Origin of the sequence: Psychrobacillus psychrodurans (genome assembly GCF_050209195.1) — a bacterium.
Taxonomy (GTDB): domain Bacteria; phylum Bacillota; class Bacilli; order Bacillales_A; family Planococcaceae; genus Psychrobacillus; species Psychrobacillus psychrodurans.
Genome location: NZ_CP189791.1, coordinates 1,526,101 through 1,549,643 on the forward strand (window position 1 = coordinate 1,526,101; position 23,543 = coordinate 1,549,643).

A 23,543-nucleotide genomic window follows, 5' to 3' on the forward strand; every position below is an offset into this window, starting at 1 on the left:
CGGTAAGTAAAATATGGGGAGTAATAATATGAAAGATAAAAAAGAAACGTATGATCTCATAGTAGAAACTGCTTATAAAATGTTTGCAGAAAATGGATTTGATAAAACTAGTTTAGCCATGATTGCTAAAGGAGTAGGCATTTCAAAGCCAGCTATTTATTATTACTTCGACTCGAAAGAAAAACTAATTGATTTTTTATTTGAGGAAATTTGCAAGGAAATAATGATTCAATCTACCATTACGGTTGATGATTTGACAGTTAATAACTTTGAACAATTTCTGCTTAACTTTGGATTTAAAATGATCGAGGAACAGGAAAGAGATGTTTATTTTAATAAAATATTTAATGAATATATTTTATTAGCAACAAGGAATGATAAATATATGACTCAGTTAAATAAAATACAGAAAAGCTACTTTGAAAACTTTAGTATGTTAATGAATTATGGCGTTAAAATTGGTGTTGTTAATAGGGATAATGTTGAAAACAAATCTAATATACTTGTAATGGTTATAGATAATATAGGCAATTTTATATTGACAGGGCTTGAATTAGATTACAAGGGGACATGGGAAGAAGCAGTAAAAAGTGTGCTAAAGGGAGTTAGAAATGATTAAACGCCAAATCACAAATCAACGGATAGAGGGGCTCGACTTTGCTAGAGCATTAGCTTTATTTGGAATGTTTGTTGTTAACTATAAGGTAATAGTTGGGGCTGAGGGTAATGGTGCAGAGTGGTTAATATGGTTTACAGAGCTTTTTCAAGGCAGAGCTTCTGCAATCTTTGTTTTGTTGGCTGGAATTGGTATATCCTTAATGACTAGGCAAGCTAGAAATGGAAATTCAGATTTATTAATAAGGAAGAGCAAGAAAATCATCTGGAAAAGATCTGTTTTTCTATTTCTACTAGGTATGGTTTTATACGTAGTAGGTTGGACTGGAGATATTCTACATTACTATGGTGTGTTTATGTTTATCGCTTCATTTTTAATTGTTGCTTCTAACAAAATTATTATAATAATATGTATCCTTTTTGGCCTAATTGCTCAAATTATGCAAGTAACAGGTAACTATTTAAAGGGATGGAATCTCGATAGACCGTTTATAGAATACACAGACTTTTGGACTGCCGAAGGATATTTAAGAAATTTATTGTTTAATGGTTACCATCCTATATTTCCTTGGGTTTGCTTCTTTTTAATAGGCATGATTATAGGACGGCTCGATTTAACAAATAAGATTATCCTTAAAAAAATAGGAATAATTTCCTCAATACTTTTAATATTCTCTGAGTTCATATCTAGAGTTTTACTTCAGTTTTCTCTTAGGATATTAGATGTAGAAAGTGCAAGTTATTTATTTCAAACAGGACCAATACCTCCAAATCTATTCTACCTAATATCAAATGCTTCTTCAGCTTTACTTGTAGTAGTAATTTCCATTTATATTACAAGTAAATTCTCTAGGAATTGGTTAATAAATGCCTTAGTTAAAACAGGCCAATTAGCCTTAACTCATTATGTAAGTCACGTATTTGTTGGTATTGGGATATTGATTTTATTAAATAAATTGGAATATCAGACACTTGGATTTTCATTGATATTTTCCATTTTGTTTTTTGTAGGGAGTATTTTGTTTTCAATAATATGGAGAATGAAATTTAAAAGAGGTCCACTTGAATTGGTTATGAGAAAGCTTGTTAACTAGAATGATTCCATTAGAAATAGCAGATAGTATAAATGGTTGGTGCTATCTATACTGCTAGAGGGGATGAATTATATGCAACACTTTTCTCGGAGGGTAGAGTGGTCCATAATGAATATTGTGCATCGAATGCTAAAATAAAGAATTTTTTCCTCTTGTGTTGTATATTGATTAGTGAGGAGGGATTATTTATGACTAATGAAGAAATAAATAAACTATCAAATATATTATTGCAAAGTCTGTATGACTATCATTTTGCTAATAATGGAGGAAGTTATGTATTACCTAAAGCAATGGTAAATGCAGACCTCAATAGCAAACTAGCTATTGAATACCTTATCGAAAAGGAATATGCCTTAGATAGTGGGCAAGGTTCAGATAACCTAGTTTTAGCTATAACACCAAAAGGTATGGACTACATTAAAAACAACAAATAAGTGCTCAACAGAGAAACACTCACCGAGACCATTGGAATAGAGTTTAAATTAGCGAGGTATTTGTCGATTTAATAATCGAATACCTCGCTATTTTATATTGTTTTGGAAATTATAAAACTGGGGATAAATTGGTGATAATTTAATCTATAATTGTTTGTTGACTAGTATAGTTGATTCGCACAAGTGCCGAAAAAATATAGGATTGATTGGATTTGATAAGCTACAAGAGACTTTTTATTGTTAATGAACTAAATATCCATTCTCGCTAGCTCTTCCATTATCGACTTCTTTTTACAAAAAGTTTTTTCTTTATGTTTAAATAGTTTTTCATTTCAAAAATCAGATAAAATAGATTTGCCCGTACTTCAAATTCTTCTCTTGTCTTTGGCAAATCCATCTTGCGGATCAAGGCATTTAAATCCTCTAACTCATTTAATGAAATGTCGGTTGTATCTCCCGAATGAACGTTTCGACTTAAATTCTCCAAAAACTCTGCAATCATTTCTTTCTGTTTGACGTCTAGACTAGAGGAAGAGAAGATAGCAACGATTTTCATCATATGTTTTAGGAGTTCCAGTTGATCCTCTCGCATTTCCAAATAATAATAGTCTTTATTTTGTTTTCGCAACAGATGATTTTCTACATCTTGAATGGCTATGCTTTTGGATTGATTAATCAATTCCTCTACTTCAAGTATTTCTTTCCCATCCCAGTTTCGCATACTATCCCTTAAATGGGCAGAGAATTCAAAGAGAATAACTTCAAACTTTTGTTCAATCTCCTTCTTAAAGATTTCAATATCTCGCTTGAGATTTGGCATAAAACTATTAACAAGAAGAGCAATACCCATACCTATAAAAATGATATAGAGCTCGTTCAGAAAAATAGCCCAGTTAGCATCCTTTACAGTATAAACATGTAAAACGACAACCATACTTGTGACAAAACCACCCTGGATATGAGCTCTTACGAGGAGTGGAACAAATAAAATAATAAATAAGGAAAAGACAATAGGATTATAACCCAATAATTCAAACAACAAAGCACCAAGAATCAAAGATAAAAGAGAGGCAAAGAATTTATCCTTAATTGTAATTAATGTTTTTTTCTTCGTTTTCTCAATACACATAATAACAATGATTGCTGCAAATGTTGCAAATTCCAAATCCAATAAACTCGCAATCCAAATTGCCAGACCTGCTCCTACAGCAGTCTTTATCGTCCGATAACCAAAACCAATCATAGAAGCACCATCCTATTATTTTTTACTATGTAAATCCTTGCATACTACCTGTTTTACAAAAAACGCGTTAATTCACTAAGCTGGAGATAATTGCACAAATAATACGGATGTACGTAATTTGCGCAACAAACCCTGCACTCGAGTAATCAAATCAAAACCATAATTAAGACTGGTTATATTTGATTAATTAGAATGGAAAATCTTATTGTAGTAAAATTATTTTTACTTACCTCAGGGGTATGTATGCAGGTATTTCTGTCGAGCAATCGTTTCTTTTTGAAAGCTACTATTTACTATATCAACAATTCAATAGAAGAAGTCAAAGAAAATCTTTTACTTGGGATAAAACCAGTTTTTTCTTAAGACCTATACGTTACCTTCATCAAGAAATAAGGTGAATATATACGACTTATGAAAAGAGATTAGTTATATTCTGTGAATGATGACTAAGAGAATGCATGTGCTTAAGATCGCAAGCACGGTTTTGAGAGGGGGAAGAAACACAATATACTACAAGGTAGAAAGAATCCCATCTACTCGATTAATCTACTACAAATGAATAGTAAGGCTTTTTCCCCAAAAGTAAACAAATTTATTATTACTATACAAATATTACAAATATCAATTCTTAGACTCTGTCGTAATCGTCTCACACCCGTTGAATAACGCAAACCTTTGGAAACAACTGTTCAAAGCAGTTTGCAATCGTGTTGTTTGTTTCACACCGTTCTCATACCAGATGTTTTTAACAATTAGCGTTCCAGTTTTTCGATCCGCGATTATCTCTGCGCGTCCAATAAAGCTCTCTCCATATAATAGAGGCACTACATAATAGCCGAATTTTCGTTTGATTGCAGGCGTGTAAATCTCCCATGTATAATCGAAGTCAAACAATTCTTTGATAAGTTTTCTGTCCCACATGAAATTATCAAGCGGGGCAATAAGCTCGCAACGCAATTTCTGCTCCTGATTTTGTAGAACGGCTTCAATAAGCGGTAAATCCTCTGCGACGCAATACAGTGTATCCTTCATTTGTTCCACAGAAACTGCAACAATGGAAGATTCTTGTAATAGTTGACGGAAAACTTCGTTGCGCTGTGCTGCTTTCAACCCCCAAATGTTCAGCCATGCATCTGACGCACGATTCCATAATAGACCTACAGAGCTAATTCGACGCAGTACCCGCCACTTATGATGTTCAAGCTCATCCTCTAGCGGCTCTGATGCATTCAGTAGATTTGGCTGTATGTACTTCTTGGCGATATCGTAATATTTACGCGTTCCTTTTTTATGATGGATAATCAACTCACCTGTCGAATACATCTGTTCCAACACCGATCGAGATGAATTGTTTCCTCCACTCCAGTGAATGGCCGATTGCCACGAGAAATCTCCATCCAATTTTAAATCATTCGAACTTAGTGCACCGTGTTTTTGGATGTGAGCACGTACTTGCGCTGTTAATGCTTCCATTTCAGGATATCGTTCAGCATGTTGTCGCGCGGCTTGCCTGTATCGTTCAAAATACGGCCAGTCCTCGACAGGTATAATGGCCAGGTTTTTGTCGGGATAATCTACAAGGCTTCTATCTTCATAAAGCAACTCGTAGAGCATTCCCTTAGTAAATCCTTTAATTCGCGATTGTAGCACCAATTCAGCGTTTTTTCCGCAAACATCGATGGGGTCGTACTGGATACAGCTGACCTGGCGAGCAAAATCCAATACGCCCTGTTTCCCACTAAATTTATATTTGCCCAAAAGTCCATGCTTCAACAACAGAAATTGCCGTGCCTGTCGATTTGTTAATTGAATCATGATTGTTCGCACCTACCTCTAGTTTAGTTTTTTATTATATTACAGTGGAGTGGAAAAACAAAGGAGACGGATGAGATAAATTTTTTCATAATTATAGCTAAGAGTGTTTCTTAGACTTTTTATTGGTTGACTTGAGTCTGGTAAGCCTGCTTGACATAACAGCAGCATTATTTGACCACGGGGATATGTTTAGTGGTACTAAGAAACGAATAAAAAAAGCTGGAGAAAACGGATGAAATAAATAGGAGAGTAGATTCTGAAGGGAAGGAATCAACGATTGTTTAGTTGAACTTATTATACTAAAAGTTCAAAATACAATAAAATTGATTTTAGAAAGACTTTTATAAAGACTTATTAATCGGGAATTAAAACTATTTGTTAGAGGAGATTGTGAAACCTTTGTTTTTTGAATCCGTATGTAAGGTAGAGACAAGAAATATATTTTAGGGGTGTTTAGATAAATGGAATACTATATCATAATCGTATCTTTTCTAATAGTAATTTATTTGTCAGTCAAATTAGAGAAATTGGAAGGTCGAATGAAAAGAATACAATACACATTAGACCAATTAACCAAACAACATGGACTCCCAGAAAATCCAATAAATAATGAATTGCGTGAACTAATAAAAGATAGGGAAGACGTAAAAGCGATTAAAAAAGCAAGAGAAAATTTAGGTCTTTCACTATTAGAAGGAAAAAATTATATTGATAAGCTAAAATCAGATATTAGATAATGGTCATTTTCTCGTAATAGAAAATAGGAACCTAATTAGAGAGAGAAAATAATATTATTCAACCATAGGGTGCTTTACTTCAATAAGGAGTGAAGCATTTTTCTTCTTCAACGAAAGGGGCAGGTTAGTTTAGGAAGGAAACTCCACATATTTGTAGAATATTATTAATGATATTCTTTGTCTTTATTTTTTTGTGAAAAATGAAAATGAAAAATGAAGATAAATATAAAGTATAGATTGGATTGTGGTCATAATGCCAAATATAAAGTTTGATTCTTGTAATCAAAAAGAGGACATTAAGAGAAATTAGAAATTGATCAACTTGGAGTACGAAAAAATAAAAGACTATGTAAATCTTGAAATCTTTTCTTTCGAACAACTTGATGAACGTCAAGTAGGATTTAGTACCGACATCGATGGAAACTCTCTTGTAACCAATGAGGAGGCTACATGGAATGATAATTGGATTGTTATTGCATATGAAACTCTGTGTGGTGATCCCATTATAATTGAGTTAAATGAAGATGGGTACCCTGTATCTAGTCAGATGCACGGAATGGACAATTGGGATAGTGGCAGTTTCCTTGCAGATTCAATGGAATCATTCCTAAATATTTTTAAAGATATAGGGTGTTTTCTTACAGAAAAGCAGTTCTTAGGAAGAAAACAAACTATTCAAAATAAAGAGTTGAAAGCACTGGTAAATAACATTTTAGAAAAAAACAAATTTGTGGATTTTGAGATATGGGAATCTTTATTGAATCCGTTATTCGATATTGCAGAAGAATGCGAGGAAGTATTGGACACAAAAGTAAAGGAAATGAAAAAAGAAGGCAAGAAAATTACAGAAATTGCTAGCCTGCTTAATATACAACCTAAAGATGTGTATGAGTATATTAAGAAAATTTAAAAGGAACAAACGGTGCGATACTTCAATAACAATGATCTTTTTTTAATCAAGTAAAGGGTGCTTTACTTCAAGAAAGAGTAAAGCCTTTTTTCTTATTGAACTAACGCAGCAGTTTAGTTGAAGTAGAGTCTAGGTTTTTATGAAGCAATATAGATGTAGTGAGGGAGAATTAAAGATGGGTTTTATTATAACCGTTGGTGTTATTGTGATAGCAATAAGTTGCTTGACTATTGAAGTGAAGTTAAGAACAGCAAATGAACAAAATAAAGAAATAATTGAACTGTTAAAACAATTGAATGAAAAATAAAATACTAGTTCTTCACCTATTGGATGCTTGAGTACTGGTGTGAAAGGTAAAGGCTGTTTTTCACAAAACGCTATTATGCCAACTATCTTACATGTAGAATTGGATATTTGCTTTAGGATATAAAAAAGATTGTGAATATCTGTACTTAAACTAACGCAAAAGGATTGTTGAAGAAGAGAAGGGGAAGTTTCTGATAGAATTAAAAGTAAATAAAAACTATATTTGGGTATATTTCATAATATTTTATGCCCTATGGTGTATCAGAGAATTATGGTTGGTGCAATATTTAGATTTAATGGCCCCCATCCCAAGAGCTTTATCATCAGTCACTATTAAAATAGGTATTTGGATCATTCCTGTTATTTTATTAGTTAAAATTTTGGAAAAAAGTAAACCGTTTTCTTATTTACAGTTACATCATAACTTTAGAAAAGGTCTAAAATGGACAGGTTGGGTATCCTTAGCCTTGATATTCTATTTTCTAATAAAACTTATCATTTTAAAAAAAATATCGATTTTCAAATAGGATTTAACGGCTGGCTTAATACTATTCTATTGGTTGGTATAACTGAGGAAATTGTCTTTAGAGGTTTTTTATTAAGAAAACTAATGGATTCTCTTGGATTCTGGATAGCAAATACAATTACAGCTTTACTCTTTGTATTGATTCATCTTCCTATTTGGTTTTATAAAGATCTATTTGAATTCCCTTATATTCTAAGTTCCATATTAACAGTTTTTGTGTTGGGTATTATATTTGGGGTTGTATATAAGAAAAGTAATTCTCTTTGGTCAGTAATTATTATTCATTCTTTGTATAATTTGTTAGTATTACTCTTCTACTAACTGGTGCTTTACTTCAAGCAGAAGTAAAGCTTTTTTTCTTATTGAACACACGCGGCAGGTTAGTTCTATAAGTAAGTATGATATTCATAAGGAATGATCAAAAACATTTCCTTGTTATAAAAAAAGAAGGATTGATTATTAACGAATTTAAATTGGTAAATTTAATTAAAAATGGAACTTCTATATGATCCAATCGTATTAAAGTAAAGGGAAAGTTCAATAAAGTGATGTTGATTTGTTGAAAGATAAGTGACTTTAATCATTTGTGTTGAAAATCACTATTTTAGTTTTACTTTTTATTAATTCTATTTGCTGACTCGAAGAATATCAGGAGTGTTTATATTGTTAAATCCAATTGTAATCGCGTTAATTATTGTAGGAGCTATTATCGTTTATCATTTATTAACGAAAAATAAAAAGAAACTTATAAAGATTCGAAATGAGTGGGAGACTGGAGAGTTTGTCCAACTAAACTTAGATTTTAATTCTATTTCATCTTACTGGTCTAATAGGCATAGAAACTCAAAGAATTACGTTGGTCTAGATCAGCTGACTTGGGATGATTTGGCTATGAATGATGTCTTCCAAAAACTCAATTACACACAATCAACTGTTGGATCAGAGTATTTATTTAATCAGCTTAGGGATATTAATCCATCCAAAAAACAAAACGAAGAGGAACTATATAGATTAATTGCAGCGGATCAGCAATTAAGAGAAGAGATCCTTCTAATCCTTTCAAGACTTGGCAAACAAAACTATACAAATTCTTCATCGTTTATTTACGATCTTAAAGATAATAAAATAAAATATGCATATTTCTATGTTATTTTCTCGTTATTTCCAGTTGCTTCCATTCTTTTGTTGTTTTTCAGTCTTAAATATGGAATTGTCAGTCTTATATCATCACTTTGCATAAATACATTTATTTATTACCGGAACAAAATGAAATTAGAGAATGATCTTTACTCTGTTGGGTATGTAGCTGCTATTATTAATACAGGAAAGCGTATAGCTAATCTTAGGCATCCAAAGCTTTTGATACATATAAAAGATCTTAAAAAAAATGTTCAACCTATTAAAAAAGTAATCACTTTTAATAAAATAGCTTCGTTCGGAAGTGGCAGTGGTGGAGAGTTCGATGTATTACTTGAATATTTACGCATTCTCTTTTTATTGGATTTCATTTCATATAATAATATTATTAAGACAATTTCCACACATCAAAAAGAATATTTTAAAGTCTGGACAATTATTGGAAAAATGGATGCAGCAATTGCGATAGCATTTTATCGTAAATCAATGGGAACTTATTGTACACCTACTTTTACTGATAAGGAAGAACTGTTTTTTGAGAATATGGCTCATCCACTTATAACGAAGCCAGTCTCAAATACATCTAGCCTGGGTAAGTGTACGCTCGTCACAGGCTCTAATGCCTCCGGGAAATCAACATACATTAAAGCAGTCGCCATTAATGCAATTTTAGCACAGACAATTAACACTGTAATTGCTGAAAGATGGACTATGAAGCCGAGTTACATCGTAACGTCTATGGCTATTCAAGATAACGTGTTAAATGGGGATAGTTATTTTATTGCAGAGATAAAATCGCTTAACCGTATTATTAAACTTATTGAAGAAGGAAAACCATGTCTATCATTTATTGATGAAATATTAAAGGGTACCAATACAATCGAACGAATTGCTGCATCAGCAGCAATAATGGAATGGCTTTCATTAAATAATGGAATGAATGTCCTAGCATCGCATGATATTGAACTAACTGAAATAGCTGAAAATATGTATGTGAATTATCATTTCAGGGAATCTATCGAAAATGGAGAGGTCCGATTTGATTATAAAATTCATTCAGGACCTTCAAAGTCGAGGAACGCCATCAAACTACTCGAAATGCTTAGATATCCAAAAAGTATAACAAATAGATCGAATAGGTTGGCACAGAACTTTACCAAGAAACGCAAATGGGATGTATTTGATAATGGTAATAAGTTGGAGAAGTCTTCTATATATTTAAAAGAGGCAGAAAACAAGTCTTCATTATAATCATTTTTTAGTGAATATGTTGTTAGATTCAAAACTAGTGGAAATAAAATGGTATTAAAATTTCTTGCTCTTTTATTTTTAATTAAACTAGTGGCTACCTGTAAGGGTAGCTTTTACTTATTGAACTAACGCGGCATTGGTAAAATGCGTTTATGTAGGGGGAGTTAAATGACTAATTTTTTTTTAATACTTATGGGCTTTTTTATTGTAATTGCAAATATTATTGGATTTATATCTTACAAAAAAAAGAAAAATTTATATTTTGCTGCTTTTATAATATTGTTATTAGCATTTTTATTAGGGGCATTCGGTGGTGCATTAGCAGTATTTATTATTAATGATGCTTTTGCAATATTCTATGGTTTCCGAGTAGGACAATATCTAATAGTAAATAGTGTCATCGTTTTTTTAATTGCAATTTTAGTAACTGTAATAAAGAAATTTAGGAGCTAAAAAATGTAAATCGCGATTATATTCAACTAACGCAGCAGGTTAGTTGAATAAGGAAAATATTTTTTTGCTTGTTTAAATGGAAAGTTAATTTCAAAATAGAATCTCAACTTGTTTTAAACGTAATTAAGTAATGCCTCAGATTAGTTTTATAAAATGATTTATGATGAAAACCATAGTGGTCTCGAATGACATTGTAGGTTTTGAGGAAAAAAGTCCGATGATTTGAAAAGTGGTGATTTATGAAGATATTTAAAAAAACTATCGACTTCCTCAACAGATGGAAGAACATAGACATATGGGGAGACAGGAACGAGGATTTATCGGAGGATGATATAAAATATATGGATAGCATTCCATCTCAAAATCCGTATGGAGTGGTAGGAATGATTATTAGTGGATTTGCTTTCGTATTTCCTCAATATCCTTTTTCTATTATTACTCTGATCTTTTGTATAGTAACTTTTTTTACTTTTGATAAGGAAAAAGAAGATAATCCTTGGACGTTTATTATGGGAATAATATTATCTTTATTGGGGTTATTGATGTTTATTACAGGTGAAGTTCATCAATTAATAATCTAGTACAATGTTTTTGTTTTCAGAAGAGAAAAAATTAATATTAAGGTATTCTCTTATATAACGGTTGTGAAGGACTACACTTAAAGTAACGGGTGCTTTACTTCAAGAAGGAGTAAAGCCTTTTTCTTATTGAAGTAACGAAGCAGTTTAGTCTAATAAAAATGTCTGTGAATATAGAAATTTGGTACTAAAGAGGTGAAGTCACATGAAATTAGATTATCAAATTAATACTTTGAAATTAAATCGTTTTATGAAAACTGAAAATGAAATTCTATTATTTGAAGAAACATTAGAAGTAATAGGTAAAACCAGTGATTATCATATAATTGGAAAGTTGATTGATATATTAGAGGATGACACCGAACACGAAGAAATTATGTGGGGGCTTGTACACACAATAGAATATTTAAGTGAATTTTCTCCAAAAGAAGCTTTAAAATCGCTGATAAATGCCATTCCAAATAATATTGAAAAATGCAGAGAGTGGATAGAAATTTTGCATTTTAGGATTTTAAACCATGATGAATATAGGAGACTATTTGGTGAAGCATTAAAAGAGGTTAATGTTCAAAATCAGGAGGTGGTATTGAAATTATTAAATGATATCAAGAACGAAGCTCCTAATAAATTTGGGAGCAAAGTTGAAGAGATAAAAATAATTTTGTATTACTAGCACTTTCTTTGATTTTAATTTGATTAATTTAAGGGAGGAATTCCAATAATGGAAAAAATAATGATGTACATAGAAAGTAATTTCCCTAACTTATCAAGTGATTTGCATCTAAGGTTCGAACTAGGTCATCCATATAAAAATGGAACTGAAGAAAGAATTAATCAAGTTGTTACAAGAGTTACCACATTGTTCGAAGAAGTGTTCAGGCCGAATGATTTTATTTATCTTTTTATAAAAGATTGGAATGTAACAGAGGATGTTATGTTTGGAAATAACACCCCAGAATACCTGTATAACTTATTGAGTAAACAAAAAATAGAAGAGGAAACTTTTTACGATTTAGATGAGGATTATGATGAGTTAACGGGTCAAACAATAGAAATAAAAAATGAGTACAAAGTGAAATTTGTATACTCACGTTTAAAGTCTATAAGCTACAAGGAAGTATTGGAAGGCATAGGGAATTATGAACAAGGAAGAGAGCCTTCTATTGGAGAATCTGTTTACTTTATTAGCACTGAAAAGGGCATAATATTTCACATGTATGACGACCGTGGATGTGATGTTTTTGGCTTAAATAAAGATACTCTTGTGCCTGTATACCATAAGTTTAGAAAGTGGATTTTAGACTATAACCGTATTGAAATAGACTACGCTTTTGAAGAAGGTTTATTTAATTATCATGAAACTATAGAGGAAAGAGAAAAAAGACATAGAGAAAACAGACTGAAAGTAAAAGAAACTAAAATTAACTTATCTCAGGACAATACATGTCTCATTACTCATGCTCTTACCATACCAAATGAATATGCAGAAGAATGTATCAATGAGATAGGTGAAACAGGATTTAATATTGCGATCAGTAACAAAAATAGCGAGTGTACTAACATTAAAGTAACAAAAACAGAGGCTTTGGCAATTGTTGATTATCAAACTGAGCTCATGGCTTTATATTCAAAAAAATATAAAAGTGAGTACAAAGGATGGTCAGTTAAAGAAGCTTTTTAATTTGAAAATCCAGGATTAAAGCCTTTTTTCTAAGTGACTAACGAAGCAGTTTAATTGAACAAGAACAAAACAATTTTCATTGATAACTGTCGTAAAAGGGAATAAAAAGGAGATGTAATTATGAAACCATTTATGTTACATCATAAATTTAATTGGCTACCTCCCAAATTACAGTACCGCAAAACCTATTCGATAGGATTTAAAAGTGTTGAGTACGAAAGTTTTACCTTTCAGCTAACGAAGAATAGTACGCACGTTATTTTTAAAAATATTACTAGGAAGATTTTTTTTAGTAAACGAAAACTGAAGAGCTATTTTAAAGAGGGGTATTTAGAATTTTTAGCTGTTCAATATGAGTAAATTAATAGAATTAATACTAATAAACAAAAAATGTGAAAAACCATACTTAAATCAACGGGTGCTTAGTTAAACAAGGCTATCACTTTTTGAAGATCTATTGTTATACCAAGAATACCAAGTTGATTTCGATGTTTGAGTTGGATTTTTTAAAGAATAGGGGTGTAGAAATAATATTTCGCTATTTCGTTATCTTTATTATTGGATATTGTTTAAGTTTTATTTTATCAATAGATTTATTTGATGAAAATAGTAGAGTAATAAATACATTATATAGAGTTTGCTTTGGACTGTTTTTTCTACTAGTAACTTGGCTAGTTCAACCTAAAAGAAATAATGTGGACAATAAGAATGACAGCGGTTAATGGATATCAAACTTTTCTTGTGTGCTTTAGTGTAATAACAGTAATTCTTTTTTATTGAAGTAGTAACAGAAGAATAAAATAAAAAAGATTATAATGTGGGGAGACGATTTTTTGGTTAGTATATTGGAAACTTTATTCCAAGTATCAGCAATAATACTACTCCTATGTTCATTCTATTATTTTAGACATTTCAAGAAAATTAAGAGGGAAAGAAAGTTAACTTTTCCTGAACGTTCAATTTATATCATAACTCAAGTTGCAATTTATCTTTGTGCAGGTAGTTATCTACTTCTGTTTTTGGATAGGAATTTTGGATAATAATTATTTCACTAACAGTGTACTTTAGCAGAACATGAGGCAGTATTTATGGGCAGCTTTTTATTAACTAGCGCCGCGAGTTATTCCAATAAGAAGTTTTTTAGGGGAACACCAGAACTTCTAAACGGGAGGTAATTTAGTGGGAAGAAAATATAATTTGTAGTCATTCATTTTATGTTTGATATTATTAGTGCTTTCATTACAATCGTTATATGCATCATATAACCGAACTTGGCAAGTAGCACCACCTGCTTTGACCTTATGGTTACTCACTGTTATTGCTTTCGTTACGGGCATTATTGGATTGAAAGACAAAAGTAGTAGACCAGCAAGATGGAGAAGTTGGCTTACTGTGCTAATTACATTCCCCCTTTCGGTAATTTTTCTATTAGGGGTAGCAGTAAATACATTTGCGAGAGAACCCATTGAAACAGCACAATCACCCGACTCTAAAATCATCATCGATTTTTACACATTAAACGGTGGAGCAGCTTCCTCTATTAGTGTAGAAGGAATTGTAAATGGTCCCCTTTGGTTTAAAAAGAGGATTTATTATGAAGACCCTATGCACAAGGTTGATGTGGAATGGGACAATAACCATATTATTATAATTAACAATCACACTCTGGACTTGGATAAAGGGGAAAATTTTTTGGATTAAAATTTTTTTACTATAGGATGCTTTGGTAAAATAAGGAAATCATGGTGCAGCACCCATTTAGGTAGTCTATTTTTATCTCGGAAACATTAAGGTGTTCTTAGATTTGCATTGTGAACTGTTACACTTAATCTAACGCTGCAGGTAAAGGAGGGTGAAATAATCGAAAACAGCTACTAGACAAAACAAGTAGCCGAAAATGGAATTTCAGCTACCCATAAACTTTTTATTAAAATGAACGATCATCAACCTGATTAATCCAGTTTTTGACCTTTTCAAGAAGCCTCGTCATGCTTCCATCTTCAAAAGGAGACTCCAGATCGGCACTCTTTAAGAGTTCAGAGTAGGGGAGGCGTCCCCCATGTTTGCATATTTTCAGGAAGCTTTCCCAAGCGGATATTGGGTCATCTTTCTGTTTCATCCATAGCTGGACAGCAGCAAAATGAGCCAAATCATAGTCCATGTAATAAAAAGGCGAAGTGAACAAATGCCCAATTTCATAAAACCCTGTACCTTGCTGTAAAAATTCATTGCCATCATAGTCCCGCTCAGGCAAGTAGTCTTGCTCCAACTCTCTCCACTTTTGCTTACGAACTTGCATGGTGGCTGTTGGAAATTCATACAGGAAGTGTTCAAATTCATCAACAACTGATGCAATTGGCATATAAATAAATGCTTCGGTCAAGTTGGAAAACTGATACTTCATCGTATTTTCCCCAAAAAACAGTTCCATCCATGGCCAGACAAAACGTTCCATTGTGAATGAAAATACCTCACAGGAATCATACGGAATAATGTACTCATGAATATTGGAGTGACGGCTCATATAAAACTGAAATGCATGGCCAGCTTCATGTGCAAAAATCCTGACATCATTGGATGTGCCGTTGAAATTTGCGAAGATAAATGAAGCAACTTCCGGACCACTATACGACGCGAATGCCCCACCCATTTTGTTTGTACGTGATTCCACGTCAACATTCCCTTTTTCCATCAGTTCATCAAAAAATGTACCTGTTTCAGGAGACAGTTCACGGAAAATAGTCCGATAAACCTCTAATATTTCCTGATGTGTCCCTTTAAGTGAGGGTGAACCGTTTTTGAAGAAATAGCTCTCATCATAATACTTTAGTTTGGAAACGCCAATACGGTTCAGCTGTTTCTTTCTAAGAGCAGAAACGAAATGCACCCCGTGCTCTCTCACTTGCTTGCGGTATTGAACGAGGTCGTCGGGTGTATGTCCTGTTCTATGCATTCGGACATAGCCAAGTTCCACAAAGGAGGAATAACCTAACTTTTTCGCGATTCGGTTACGTGTATTAATCAGATTATCAAGGATACGGTCAAAATCAGAGGCATGCTGTTTGAAGTAGCCCGATTTTGCTTCAAAGGCTGCTTTTCGAACCTCACGATCAGTTGAGTTAAGGTATAGAGCCAAGGTACTTAATCTAAGCTCTTTTCCATCGAAAGGAATGACTGCTTTTCCCAACAGCTCCTGATACTCGTATACAAGACGATTTTCCATCCTGATATCTTCTTGTACTTCATCAGAATAGGTTTCCAGCTTAATCTCAGCTATTTTGAATAGCTGTTTGCCCCACTGGTTCTCAAGCTGTTCCCTAAATTTCGAGTCCAAAATCTCTCTGTAGTATTCCCCTGTCATCCAAAGCCAGCGTGGCTCGAACTCTTGGAAAAAGGCATGCTGTTTATTGTATCCATCATTTGTAATATCTTGGAAGTAATGAATCCTCGCTTTGTTTTCTGACGCTTGATAAGCAAGCCGATGATGGTTCAGCCTTTCGAACTGGACATTTTGCTCCTCAAAAGAAGTTGCATTTGTAAAGTCTTTCAACATTCTGTCAAAGTCTAATTCATATTGGTCAATATCTAATATGGAACCCTTTTGTCTAATACTCATTTTTCTCCCTCCAAGTTTATATTACTTTAAAGAGTAATATAAATTACTTTAAAATGCAATAACGGAAGCTTTTAAGTAAAAAATTACGCTAAAGAGTAAAAGTACTCATAGAGAATTTCTGAAATTTATTTTTATAAATGAATGCATTATCTTTCTTAACTAAAAGTGACACTATTAGACTATTTCAATCTTTTCAACTGCTAGCGAGATATTCTTTCAGTTGATTTGTATCCAGTAATTCCATATCTTCATCCTAAAAGTAATCAATTAGTAGCAAAGTCTGTAACCGGTTGGCCATCAATGTTTGTAGCGAAAATCGATAAACGAGTATCAGATAAAGTTACTCCTGAAACCTTGTTAGATATAGCCAATTCAATTGAATATTAGTTCAAAATGGAAATTTTGTTATTCAACTAATTCTGTGCTTTACTTCAAGATGAAGTAAAGCATTTTTTCTTATTATACTAACGCAGCAATTTAGTTGAGGAAGAACAAATAAAGGATATTATTATTTAACGTTGAATTATATATTAATAAAGTGCATTTTTATCGATATAATGTAACCTATTGACATTAAATATAGGGGGGATTAAATGCAATTTCATATCAGAGTACGTGCAGGTGCAATTATCATAGAAAATAATAATATATTATTAACAGTTTATAATGACCCGATAAGAGGTATCGTCTATGATTTACCTGCTGGTGGAACAGAACCAAATGAATCTATTACTGCTGCAGTTAAAAGAGAAGCCAAAGAAGAAGCATGTGTAGATGTAGAAGTAGGTCCTTTAGCCTTTGTTTATGAATATACACCATATCTTAATCTTGAAAAGTATGGAAAAATACATACGTTAGTTATGATGTTTGAATGCAAAATAATAAACCACACGACTCCAAAATTTCCAGAAAATCCAGATTCGAATCAAATAGATGTTAAATGGCTACCAATATCAGAGTTACAAGATGTTGAAATGTATGCTAATATCAGTTCTTATTTACAGAGTTATACCACTAAGGGTAGAAATATTGACTTAATCGAAGAACATAAACTAAATCAAGCTGTTAGGTGAAGTTTCGGGGAATTAATTCCTTACTTCCTCAACTAACGGTGTGCTTTAAGGGGAATATTAAAACTAATAACGAATTATTAAAATACAAGGTCATTCAACTAATTCGTTATCTCATGGGAGTTGTAAAATGAAATAAATAAGTTCTTTACTTGGTTTTCTAATAATTTTTGTTGGTTTATTGTTTTTAAGTATCACCATTTTGAATGAACCTAATAAAAATATAATGGTTAAAATAGTAGGAATAATGGTGCTTTTTGGGGTATTTTTGTTTTAAAATTGAGAATTTTGGAAAATAAAAGCCGTCTTAATCTCTTAGGTTAGTTGAAGAAGATGGGAGTTAGATTAGATGATCATTAGTATTTTTAGATTTATTGGTTTACTTTTAATGGCTAGTCCAGTTCTCCTGTATGGACAAAATATAGTTGGCGAAAAAGTGGCTATTATGATTCTTATTGCGGGTATAATAATTACATTTTTATTTAGAAAAAAAAAAATAATACAAAGTAAACGATGAAGTAAACTATGGACACATTTCGTTGATAAAATATAATAAATGAGAAGGTACTTATTCAAAGGGTGCTTTAGTTAAACAAGGTTTATAGACTTTATTCTCATTGAACCAAGGCCACAGGTAAATAGAATAGGAGGATTTGTGTGTTCTGGATAAAATTTGGTTTGATTGTGTTAATTGTTTTTGTCCTTATTTCAATAGTTAAGCTTCTTCTGAGGAACCTACTTAAAATTGATAAAGTAAAAAAAGAGTTTTTTTCTTTTAATTACATAAACGAGTGACATCGAAAAATTGATAAAGGTTTGAGAACTTTTTCTGCGATTACTTTAATAACTCTGTCTTTTGTGATGTTTTTTTATTATGAAGATCTAATTTATCTGACTTTAATTGCAGTAATTGTTTTTATGGTATTGGATTATATGGTAAGAGCATTTTTTGAATGGAAATATACACAATATCCGAAACAATCTATTTTGACTTTATCTGAAATGTTTTTTATTTTAATAGCAATAATAATCGTTTTTTAATTTAAATTACTTGATCCTTTATTAAGTTGACGGGTGCTAAGTAAACAAATGGCTGACTGTGTATGGGTAGCTTCTTTCTTATTGTACTAACGAAGCAGTTTAGTTGAAGACGAAGAAATGGATTTTGTTAGTTCTAAATGGAAAATTTAACTGAAATTGGATTTTCTATTTTATGTTACCGTTTAATCCCAACATATTTATGGGGAGTCATTACTGTAGAGTATTCGACAAGTGGGTTTAACACCACATTTTTGACAGGTATCATATTAGGTTTTTAATAGGCAGACGTAATCCTAAAGAAGACACAGCATAATTACTTTTTTAGGATTTAAGTTTATAAGGATCTCTCTCCAGGAAAAGAAAGATTTATTCCAAAATTAGTTGAAACTTACTTCAAGAAGGGTTGATGCAATCTTTCTAATTGAACTAACGATGCAAGTTAGTGGAATAAGTAAACGAAGAGAGGTGATTAAAAAATGTTAAATGTCATTTTGTTAATATTATCACTTGTTATTGTTTATTTTTCTTTTCAGCTAAGTGTGGGAAACGGGATGAATAGACTAATAATTGGGATTGTTTTAATACTATCTATTTTTACATATCCATTAACCTTCACTTTAATAATCGAAATCAAGCAAGAAATGGACAGTGTAGGCTTCTTAATCTTATCCCATCTAATTTTATTGTTAAGCGGTATTATTGAAGTAGTTTTAGGTTTTTTTACTAAAAACAGGTTAAATAAATCAATAAAGTGAAGTAATGAAGAAAAATATATTAATAAGCGTTGTTGTGTACAACATTTGGGCCATATGGAGAGTATTTTGTGATGGTAACTAGAAAACGGAATGAGTGACACAAGGAATAAATGTTATTTACGCTATACTACGGGGGGACTTATGAAAACTCACTATTATTTAGGCTGGTTTAACAATTTATTTCCAGTGAATCTGTGCAGTTTGTTACAGCAGGATATAACTGATAGAAAATCGCTTGTTATGATTAGCTCGAATCCATCTATTTATGAAGAAGCTGGTGCTACTGAACGCTCGTGGCTTGACCAGGCTGGCATTATGTTTGATGAATATCATTTAATTAATTATCGCGTACAGAAGGAAGATGCCAAAACGATAATTCAAAATGCTTCAGTCATTTTCTTATTAGGAGGGGATACTCTTAAACAAAATGGCTTTTTGATAGAATATGAATTATCGGATTCGATTAAAAAAAGCAGCGCCGTAGTGATGGGAGCAAGTGCTGGTGCAATCAACATGTCCGCAAAATGGTTATGCTCGAAAAACTTAGGATATAAAGTTGAAATGAGCACTGTTTTCAACGGAATCGGTCTTGACAATTTTTCCGTCCTGTCTCATTTTGATCTTGAAAATAACATTGCACTGGTTCAAAGCGAACTATCTCTCCTATCGGAAGAAATAAATATTTATGCGTCGAACAAAGATTGTGCTATACGTGTAAAGGAGGATAAAATCGACGTTTTTGGCAATGTTTTTTTAATTTCCCACTCGAGGATTCAGAAATTGGATGCGACGCTCTAGTTGTAGTGAATGGCCAAGTGGCTACCTGTAAAGATTAACAATGTGCTTTAGCAAATTTGGCCATCATTTCGATGGTCTATTTTATGTCCAAACATTAAGTTGTTCTCAGATTTGCATTGTGAATTGTTACACTTAAACTAAAGCGGCAGTATAGTTGAATAAGGCGTCAATAAAAAATATTAAATATTATGGAGAATGGAGGTATTACTACTACGGTTTTCGAAAAACTAACAGGATAATTTTCGGTCGTAATTACTCACTTTTGATACGTCATTAATCCCTTAATACATATAGAAAATCAATAATTTACATGATTTAGTTGTGATGGGAGTAATAGTTTTCTCGCTTTTATTATGGTTCACGTTTGGCAATGAGGTAATTATTCAGCAAATACTAAAAATATGGACTTCATAATGAAAATTCGAGTAACAGGTGTTTCAGCTAAAAAATATTATTTTAATAGTTATTCCTATAAGTCCGATAACTAAAAGAATAAGTGATTTAATATTCCCGTTTTTACTTTCTTTTCGTCTACGGTCTTCTTTTAATATCGGATACTCCTTTTCAATACTTTTCATTATAATTCCTCCTTTTTAATCTATACCTTAATACGAAGTTAGCTAAAATAAGTTTCAATTAAACTGATTTTTCTGCATTTATATGAAATTGAAACCTGCCTACTGTTTCACTATAAGCAGGTTGTTCTTTTACCACTAAAAAAATGTGTTCCTTTTCCTTATTTATCACTGTTGAAGTATGTTTTTAAAATAAACACATTTGAAACTTCTATAGAATTAATGAAGAATAAATAGCAAACATATCAACCATCGAGGTGGTCGTGTGAAGATATTATAGGGAAAGGTAAGTTACGTATTTTTAGTATTTCAGAACAGTATACTTTTCCTTCGTTTCTCGAATTGTAATATACAGAAGGGGTATATTATGAAAAAATTACCTTTAGTTCTGGTTATTTGCTTGGATTGATATTATTAGTTGCGTGTAGCGAAAAGGGGAAAGTATTCCTTTCAAGGAGAAGGGGGAAATTGGCGAGCTAGTTATGAAATAACTGAATCAAATCTTTCATACACTATTTTTTTATGCGGTAAAGAGAAAGTCCTAAAACGATTGACAACACTATTTCCCATAATTATAGAGGTATAAATTAGAAGTAAAAACTATCGCATAAATGAAGATGAATTAATTCAATCAACAACACCAGATAATAACGGAGATCAATTACATCAAGTAGATGAAAGTATTACCGTATCGATAAGTAGATGATAAAGAGGAACTTATTTTACCGCGCAAATAACAGATTCTTAAACAATCGAGAAATAGAACTTATTATTGGGCCCAACTAATAGGTGCTTTAATCCAATAAGGGTAAAGCATTTTTTCTTATTGAACTAACACGACGGTTAGTTTAATAAGAAATTTGAGCAAAAGTATATAAAAAAACCCGTAAAGGAGGAAGTAAAATGGTTTTCCAACTGTATTTTAGTGTATCTGATGAACATGAAAAAAATGATTACTGGGGTCCTTTGATGAACTATTTTTTATCACAATCAGATACTATAGAAATCCATTGTTGGAATGAAGAAAAAGAGGCTGTAGAGGAAGTCAAATCTATGCTTAAAGCCTCACTTGAAACAGTTAATGAAAATAATCTTACTATTTTCAAAGGGAATATATCGCTAGATGTGGTAAATCATTTATTATCTAATAATGTAAATATTGAGGGAAAGATAAAATGGTTCTCTATTTTTTTGAGTAAAAATGCCACCACTATTTTTCATTCCGAACATTGGGGGATGGAATTTTTTGGTCCCAATGTTAACGAGAAAGATATAGCCTTTATTAAATCGGTATACCAAATGAAACAAACTTTAATCAATATAAATAGCGAAATTACTACTTTCATCTACAACAACCGTGGCAGGTTAGTTCAATCCTTGAAAAATACTATACTAGATAATAAATGGGAGGAGCTAAATAAATGAAGAGACGATATCTATTCCTTTTGATAGTTTTTGGGGGGCTTACTATTTTTGGTTGTGAAGAAGAGAGTAAGGATAATGAACTGGTCATGGAAGGGATTGTTGCTAAGGTAGACGCTCGTGAAGTATTTATTTATGAAGAAGAACTAGAGGGAGAAACAATGATTCTATCTGAAGAAGAGGTCATTTCATAATCGTTACAAGCATCATACTTTGGCTTTGATAAAGAAATTTCAGGTATTGAAGTAGGAGACAAAGTAAAAGTTTGGTATGACGCCATGGATACAAGTTTACCCGGGTCTGGTCATGGAACAAAAATCGAAGTAATAGATAAATAAAAAGATATAAAAAAGTGATATTTATTAAATAACAAACTTTAATCCTTATTCAACTGACAGGTGTTTTACTTCAAGAAGGAGTAAAGAATTTATGTTAAGAACAATTTACGTTCTAATAGTTAGTTCATGAACTAACTGTAGAGCTGGGAGGTATGTGTATTTGAATCAACCTTTCCCTTTAACATAGCCAAAAAGATTTACCATTTATATTAAAGTGTCTGTTCATATCGCGCCTAATATTTCCATTCACACTTCATAAATAATTGGTTTTCAATTAACTCAGCAGTAAGATTCCCATTCATTTTCCCCATTAAGCTTTTCGCAATAGGTAACCCTAATCCTGTCCCTTTTCCAATCCTTGTTCGGTCCGCTTTATAAAAACGGTCAAATATATGATGTAAATCTTGTTCACTTAACTGGGTAACCGAGTTACTAATTGTCAGTTGGACGGATGTATTCAGTTTTTCAAGTCGGATAGTTACATGACCGCTTGAATGTCTAATTGCATTTACGACTAAATTTTCAATGACTCGTTTAACAGCAGATGGGTCGGCCGTGATTATAATATCATGATCTGGAATTCTAATAGTTGGCTCTAGATTTCCTTTATTAAATTCTTCATAAAATCCTACTAGTACCTCTACAATCAGATGATTTAATTTAATCACTTCAATTTTCACGGGATAATCTGCTTGTTCGATAATCGAGAGCTCAAAAAAGTCTTCAAGTAAAACCTTTAATCTCCCTGCACTATTTTTAACGATACTGGTATATTCTTTTCTAATCTCTGGTGTTATTTCATCTGATTCTAATAACTGCATATAACCCAATATTGAGGTCATAGGGGTGCGAATATCATGTGATATGTACGATATCGCTTGTTTTAACTCATTTTCCGTCAAACTCTTTTCTGCTTTTGCCTTTTTTGTTAAATCAATTTGGTTATTTATTTCTTTTGCTAGTTTCTCAATATCTCGATCAAAAAAGCGAATATCTACTTTCTTATCGGTTATGTTTTTGTTTAGATCACTGAGTTGACGGGTTGCCCTTTTGATTTCCTTTTTCAAAAAGTATAGACGGGTGAGAAAATATCCTAAAGCAATTATGACTAATATCGTTACATAAAGCATACAACTCACCCTTCTACT

Annotated in this window: 25 protein-coding genes and 1 pseudogene; 21 read left to right on the top strand and 5 right to left on the bottom strand. The window is 32.1% G+C overall.

Translation table 11 applies throughout. The annotated features are described in order from the left end of the window. Positions 1-28: 28 nt before the first annotated feature. The 3 genes from ACQCPR_RS07085 to ACQCPR_RS07095 all read left to right on the top strand — a co-directional run bounded on the left by ACQCPR_RS07085 (position 29) and on the right by ACQCPR_RS07095 (position 2,143). Positions 29-619: a TetR/AcrR family transcriptional regulator gene (locus ACQCPR_RS07085; protein ID WP_090562248.1), complete on the top strand. Its 591-nt coding sequence runs from the start codon at positions 29-31 to the stop codon at positions 617-619. After that, entirely contained in the window at positions 612-1,709 is a 1,098-nt protein-coding gene (locus ACQCPR_RS07090) for a DUF418 domain-containing protein (RefSeq protein WP_427138609.1), read from the top strand. Before ACQCPR_RS07085 ends, ACQCPR_RS07090 begins: the two co-directional genes overlap by 8 nt. 188 nt (positions 1,710-1,897) lie before the next feature. Next, on the top strand, positions 1,898-2,143 hold the full coding sequence (locus ACQCPR_RS07095) for a hypothetical protein (RefSeq protein WP_090562243.1): 246 nt from the start codon (positions 1,898-1,900) through the stop codon (positions 2,141-2,143). 277 nt (positions 2,144-2,420) lie between these two features. Here the strand turns inward: ACQCPR_RS07095 and ACQCPR_RS07100 are convergent, their stop codons facing one another. Together ACQCPR_RS07100 and ACQCPR_RS07105 are read right to left on the bottom strand one after the other, a co-directional pair. Next, positions 2,421-3,386 carry an aromatic acid exporter family protein gene (locus ACQCPR_RS07100; protein WP_090562241.1) on the bottom strand — a complete coding sequence of 322 codons (966 nt, stop codon included), beginning with the start codon at positions 3,384-3,386 and terminating at the stop codon, positions 2,421-2,423. Positions 3,387-4,007: 621 nt separating this feature from the next. Then, on the bottom strand, positions 4,008-5,201 hold the full coding sequence (locus ACQCPR_RS07105) for a winged helix-turn-helix domain-containing protein (RefSeq protein ID WP_090562239.1): 1,194 nt from the start codon (positions 5,199-5,201) through the stop codon (positions 4,008-4,010). A gap of 461 nt (positions 5,202-5,662) precedes the next feature. Here ACQCPR_RS07105 and ACQCPR_RS07110 point away from each other — a divergent pair, with 461 nt between their 5' ends. The 10 genes from ACQCPR_RS07110 to ACQCPR_RS07155 all read left to right on the top strand — a co-directional run bounded on the left by ACQCPR_RS07110 (position 5,663) and on the right by ACQCPR_RS07155 (position 14,481). Next, positions 5,663-5,938 (top strand): hypothetical protein, encoded by a 276-nt coding sequence (locus ACQCPR_RS07110; RefSeq protein WP_427138610.1) that lies wholly within the window; start codon positions 5,663-5,665, stop codon positions 5,936-5,938. Between the two features lie 313 nt (positions 5,939-6,251). Beyond that, on the top strand, positions 6,252-6,848 hold the full coding sequence (locus ACQCPR_RS07115) for an SMI1/KNR4 family protein (RefSeq protein ID WP_427138611.1): 597 nt from the start codon (positions 6,252-6,254) through the stop codon (positions 6,846-6,848). Positions 6,849-7,023: 175 nt separating this feature from the next. Further along, on the top strand, positions 7,024-7,155 hold the full coding sequence (locus ACQCPR_RS07120; protein ID WP_427138612.1) for a hypothetical protein: 132 nt from the start codon (positions 7,024-7,026) through the stop codon (positions 7,153-7,155). A 441-nt stretch (positions 7,156-7,596) separates the two neighbouring features. Beyond that, positions 7,597-8,001, top strand: coding sequence for a CPBP family intramembrane glutamic endopeptidase (locus tag ACQCPR_RS07125; protein WP_427138613.1), 405 nt, complete (start codon positions 7,597-7,599; stop codon positions 7,999-8,001). A 342-nt stretch (positions 8,002-8,343) separates the two neighbouring features. After that, the gene (locus ACQCPR_RS07130) at positions 8,344-10,068 is read left to right on the top strand and encodes a MutS-related protein (protein ID WP_427138614.1); all 1,725 of its coding nucleotides are present in this window, start codon (positions 8,344-8,346) and stop codon (positions 10,066-10,068) included. A gap of 168 nt (positions 10,069-10,236) precedes the next feature. Beyond that, complete coding sequence (locus ACQCPR_RS07135) at positions 10,237-10,521, top strand: 3-isopropylmalate dehydrogenase (protein ID WP_427138615.1); 285 nt, start codon at positions 10,237-10,239, stop codon at positions 10,519-10,521. A gap of 239 nt (positions 10,522-10,760) precedes the next feature. Next, positions 10,761-11,102, top strand: coding sequence for a cell division protein FtsK (locus ACQCPR_RS07140; RefSeq protein ID WP_427138616.1), 342 nt, complete (start codon positions 10,761-10,763; stop codon positions 11,100-11,102). A gap of 202 nt (positions 11,103-11,304) precedes the next feature. Continuing rightward, positions 11,305-11,772, top strand: a complete 468-nt coding sequence (locus ACQCPR_RS07145; protein ID WP_427138617.1) for an Imm30 family immunity protein — start codon at positions 11,305-11,307, stop codon at positions 11,770-11,772. A gap of 48 nt (positions 11,773-11,820) precedes the next feature. After that, positions 11,821-12,780 carry a DUF3885 domain-containing protein gene (locus tag ACQCPR_RS07150; protein WP_427138618.1) on the top strand — a complete coding sequence of 320 codons (960 nt, stop codon included), beginning with the start codon at positions 11,821-11,823 and terminating at the stop codon, positions 12,778-12,780. Positions 12,781-14,010: 1,230 nt separating this feature from the next. Next, the gene (locus tag ACQCPR_RS07155) at positions 14,011-14,481 is read left to right on the top strand and encodes a DUF5412 family protein (RefSeq protein ID WP_427138619.1); all 471 of its coding nucleotides are present in this window, start codon (positions 14,011-14,013) and stop codon (positions 14,479-14,481) included. Between the two features lie 226 nt (positions 14,482-14,707). On the opposite strand, the gene ACQCPR_RS07160 is transcribed toward ACQCPR_RS07155, so the two are convergent. Beyond that, a complete protein-coding gene (locus tag ACQCPR_RS07160; protein WP_427138620.1) occupies positions 14,708-16,396 on the bottom strand; it encodes a M3 family oligoendopeptidase in 1,689 nt (562 codons plus the stop codon). Between the two features lie 593 nt (positions 16,397-16,989). Here ACQCPR_RS07160 and ACQCPR_RS07165 point away from each other — a divergent pair. From ACQCPR_RS07165 to ACQCPR_RS07185, 5 genes are all read left to right on the top strand, one after another. Beyond that, positions 16,990-17,469: an NUDIX domain-containing protein gene (locus ACQCPR_RS07165; protein WP_427138621.1), complete on the top strand. Its 480-nt coding sequence runs from the start codon at positions 16,990-16,992 to the stop codon at positions 17,467-17,469. A gap of 346 nt (positions 17,470-17,815) precedes the next feature. Further along, complete coding sequence (locus ACQCPR_RS07170; protein WP_427138622.1) at positions 17,816-17,983, top strand: hypothetical protein; 168 nt, start codon at positions 17,816-17,818, stop codon at positions 17,981-17,983. 287 nt (positions 17,984-18,270) lie between these two features. Next, positions 18,271-18,507 (top strand): DUF4181 domain-containing protein, encoded by a 237-nt coding sequence (locus ACQCPR_RS07175; RefSeq protein ID WP_427138918.1) that lies wholly within the window; start codon positions 18,271-18,273, stop codon positions 18,505-18,507. A gap of 476 nt (positions 18,508-18,983) precedes the next feature. Beyond that, positions 18,984-19,262, top strand: coding sequence for a hypothetical protein (locus tag ACQCPR_RS07180; RefSeq protein WP_427138623.1), 279 nt, complete (start codon positions 18,984-18,986; stop codon positions 19,260-19,262). A 141-nt stretch (positions 19,263-19,403) separates the two neighbouring features. Then, the gene (locus ACQCPR_RS07185; protein WP_427138624.1) at positions 19,404-20,060 is read left to right on the top strand and encodes a Type 1 glutamine amidotransferase-like domain-containing protein; all 657 of its coding nucleotides are present in this window, start codon (positions 19,404-19,406) and stop codon (positions 20,058-20,060) included. A gap of 437 nt (positions 20,061-20,497) precedes the next feature. Here ACQCPR_RS07185 and ACQCPR_RS07190 read toward each other — a convergent pair whose 3' ends face one another. Further along, entirely contained in the window at positions 20,498-20,638 is a 141-nt protein-coding gene (locus ACQCPR_RS07190; protein ID WP_427138625.1) for a hypothetical protein, read from the bottom strand. A gap of 900 nt (positions 20,639-21,538) precedes the next feature. On the opposite strand from ACQCPR_RS07190, the gene ACQCPR_RS07195 reads away from it, so the two are divergent. The 3 genes and pseudogenes from ACQCPR_RS07195 to ACQCPR_RS07205 all read left to right on the top strand — a co-directional run. Continuing rightward, positions 21,539-22,060, top strand: a complete 522-nt coding sequence (locus ACQCPR_RS07195; RefSeq protein ID WP_427138626.1) for a hypothetical protein — start codon at positions 21,539-21,541, stop codon at positions 22,058-22,060. Next, the gene (locus tag ACQCPR_RS07200) at positions 22,057-22,251 is read left to right on the top strand and encodes a hypothetical protein (RefSeq protein WP_427138627.1); all 195 of its coding nucleotides are present in this window, start codon (positions 22,057-22,059) and stop codon (positions 22,249-22,251) included. The genes ACQCPR_RS07195 and ACQCPR_RS07200 overlap by 4 nt, the downstream gene beginning before the upstream one ends. A gap of 30 nt (positions 22,252-22,281) precedes the next feature. Beyond that, positions 22,282-22,395: pseudogene (locus tag ACQCPR_RS07205) on the top strand (DUF3221 domain-containing protein); the annotation flags it as partial. 233 nt (positions 22,396-22,628) lie between these two features. On the opposite strand, the gene ACQCPR_RS07210 reads toward ACQCPR_RS07205, so the two are convergent. Then, a complete protein-coding gene (locus ACQCPR_RS07210; RefSeq protein ID WP_427138628.1) occupies positions 22,629-23,525 on the bottom strand; it encodes a sensor histidine kinase in 897 nt (298 codons plus the stop codon). Positions 23,526-23,543 lie beyond the last annotated feature (18 nt).

Excerpts from the sequence above, each read along its gene's own strand:
- ACQCPR_RS07085 (WP_090562248.1), top strand. The coding sequence starts at position 29 with ATGAAAGATAAAAAAGAAACGTATGATCTCATAGTAGAAACTGCTTAT.
- ACQCPR_RS07090 (WP_427138609.1), top strand. The coding sequence starts at position 612 with ATGATTAAACGCCAAATCACAAATCAACGGATAGAGGGGCTCGACTTT.
- ACQCPR_RS07095 (WP_090562243.1), top strand. The coding sequence starts at position 1,898 with ATGACTAATGAAGAAATAAATAAACTATCAAATATATTATTGCAAAGT.
- ACQCPR_RS07100 (WP_090562241.1), bottom strand. The coding sequence starts at position 3,386 with ATGATTGGTTTTGGTTATCGGACGATAAAGACTGCTGTAGGAGCAGGT.
- ACQCPR_RS07105 (WP_090562239.1), bottom strand. The coding sequence starts at position 5,201 with ATGATTCAATTAACAAATCGACAGGCACGGCAATTTCTGTTGTTGAAG.
- ACQCPR_RS07110 (WP_427138610.1), top strand. The coding sequence starts at position 5,663 with ATGGAATACTATATCATAATCGTATCTTTTCTAATAGTAATTTATTTG.
- ACQCPR_RS07120 (WP_427138612.1), top strand. The coding sequence starts at position 7,024 with ATGGGTTTTATTATAACCGTTGGTGTTATTGTGATAGCAATAAGTTGC.
- ACQCPR_RS07125 (WP_427138613.1), top strand. The coding sequence starts at position 7,597 with ATGGACAGGTTGGGTATCCTTAGCCTTGATATTCTATTTTCTAATAAA.
- ACQCPR_RS07135 (WP_427138615.1), top strand. The coding sequence starts at position 10,237 with ATGACTAATTTTTTTTTAATACTTATGGGCTTTTTTATTGTAATTGCA.
- ACQCPR_RS07140 (WP_427138616.1), top strand. The coding sequence starts at position 10,761 with ATGAAGATATTTAAAAAAACTATCGACTTCCTCAACAGATGGAAGAAC.
- ACQCPR_RS07145 (WP_427138617.1), top strand. The coding sequence starts at position 11,305 with ATGAAATTAGATTATCAAATTAATACTTTGAAATTAAATCGTTTTATG.
- ACQCPR_RS07150 (WP_427138618.1), top strand. The coding sequence starts at position 11,821 with ATGGAAAAAATAATGATGTACATAGAAAGTAATTTCCCTAACTTATCA.
- ACQCPR_RS07160 (WP_427138620.1), bottom strand. The coding sequence starts at position 16,396 with ATGAGTATTAGACAAAAGGGTTCCATATTAGATATTGACCAATATGAA.
- ACQCPR_RS07165 (WP_427138621.1), top strand. The coding sequence starts at position 16,990 with ATGCAATTTCATATCAGAGTACGTGCAGGTGCAATTATCATAGAAAAT.
- ACQCPR_RS07170 (WP_427138622.1), top strand. The coding sequence starts at position 17,816 with ATGATCATTAGTATTTTTAGATTTATTGGTTTACTTTTAATGGCTAGT.
- ACQCPR_RS07180 (WP_427138623.1), top strand. The coding sequence starts at position 18,984 with ATGTTAAATGTCATTTTGTTAATATTATCACTTGTTATTGTTTATTTT.
- ACQCPR_RS07185 (WP_427138624.1), top strand. The coding sequence starts at position 19,404 with ATGAAAACTCACTATTATTTAGGCTGGTTTAACAATTTATTTCCAGTG.
- ACQCPR_RS07190 (WP_427138625.1), bottom strand. The coding sequence starts at position 20,638 with ATGAAAAGTATTGAAAAGGAGTATCCGATATTAAAAGAAGACCGTAGA.
- ACQCPR_RS07195 (WP_427138626.1), top strand. The coding sequence starts at position 21,539 with ATGGTTTTCCAACTGTATTTTAGTGTATCTGATGAACATGAAAAAAAT.
- ACQCPR_RS07200 (WP_427138627.1), top strand. The coding sequence starts at position 22,057 with ATGAAGAGACGATATCTATTCCTTTTGATAGTTTTTGGGGGGCTTACT.
- ACQCPR_RS07210 (WP_427138628.1), bottom strand. The coding sequence starts at position 23,525 with ATGCTTTATGTAACGATATTAGTCATAATTGCTTTAGGATATTTTCTC.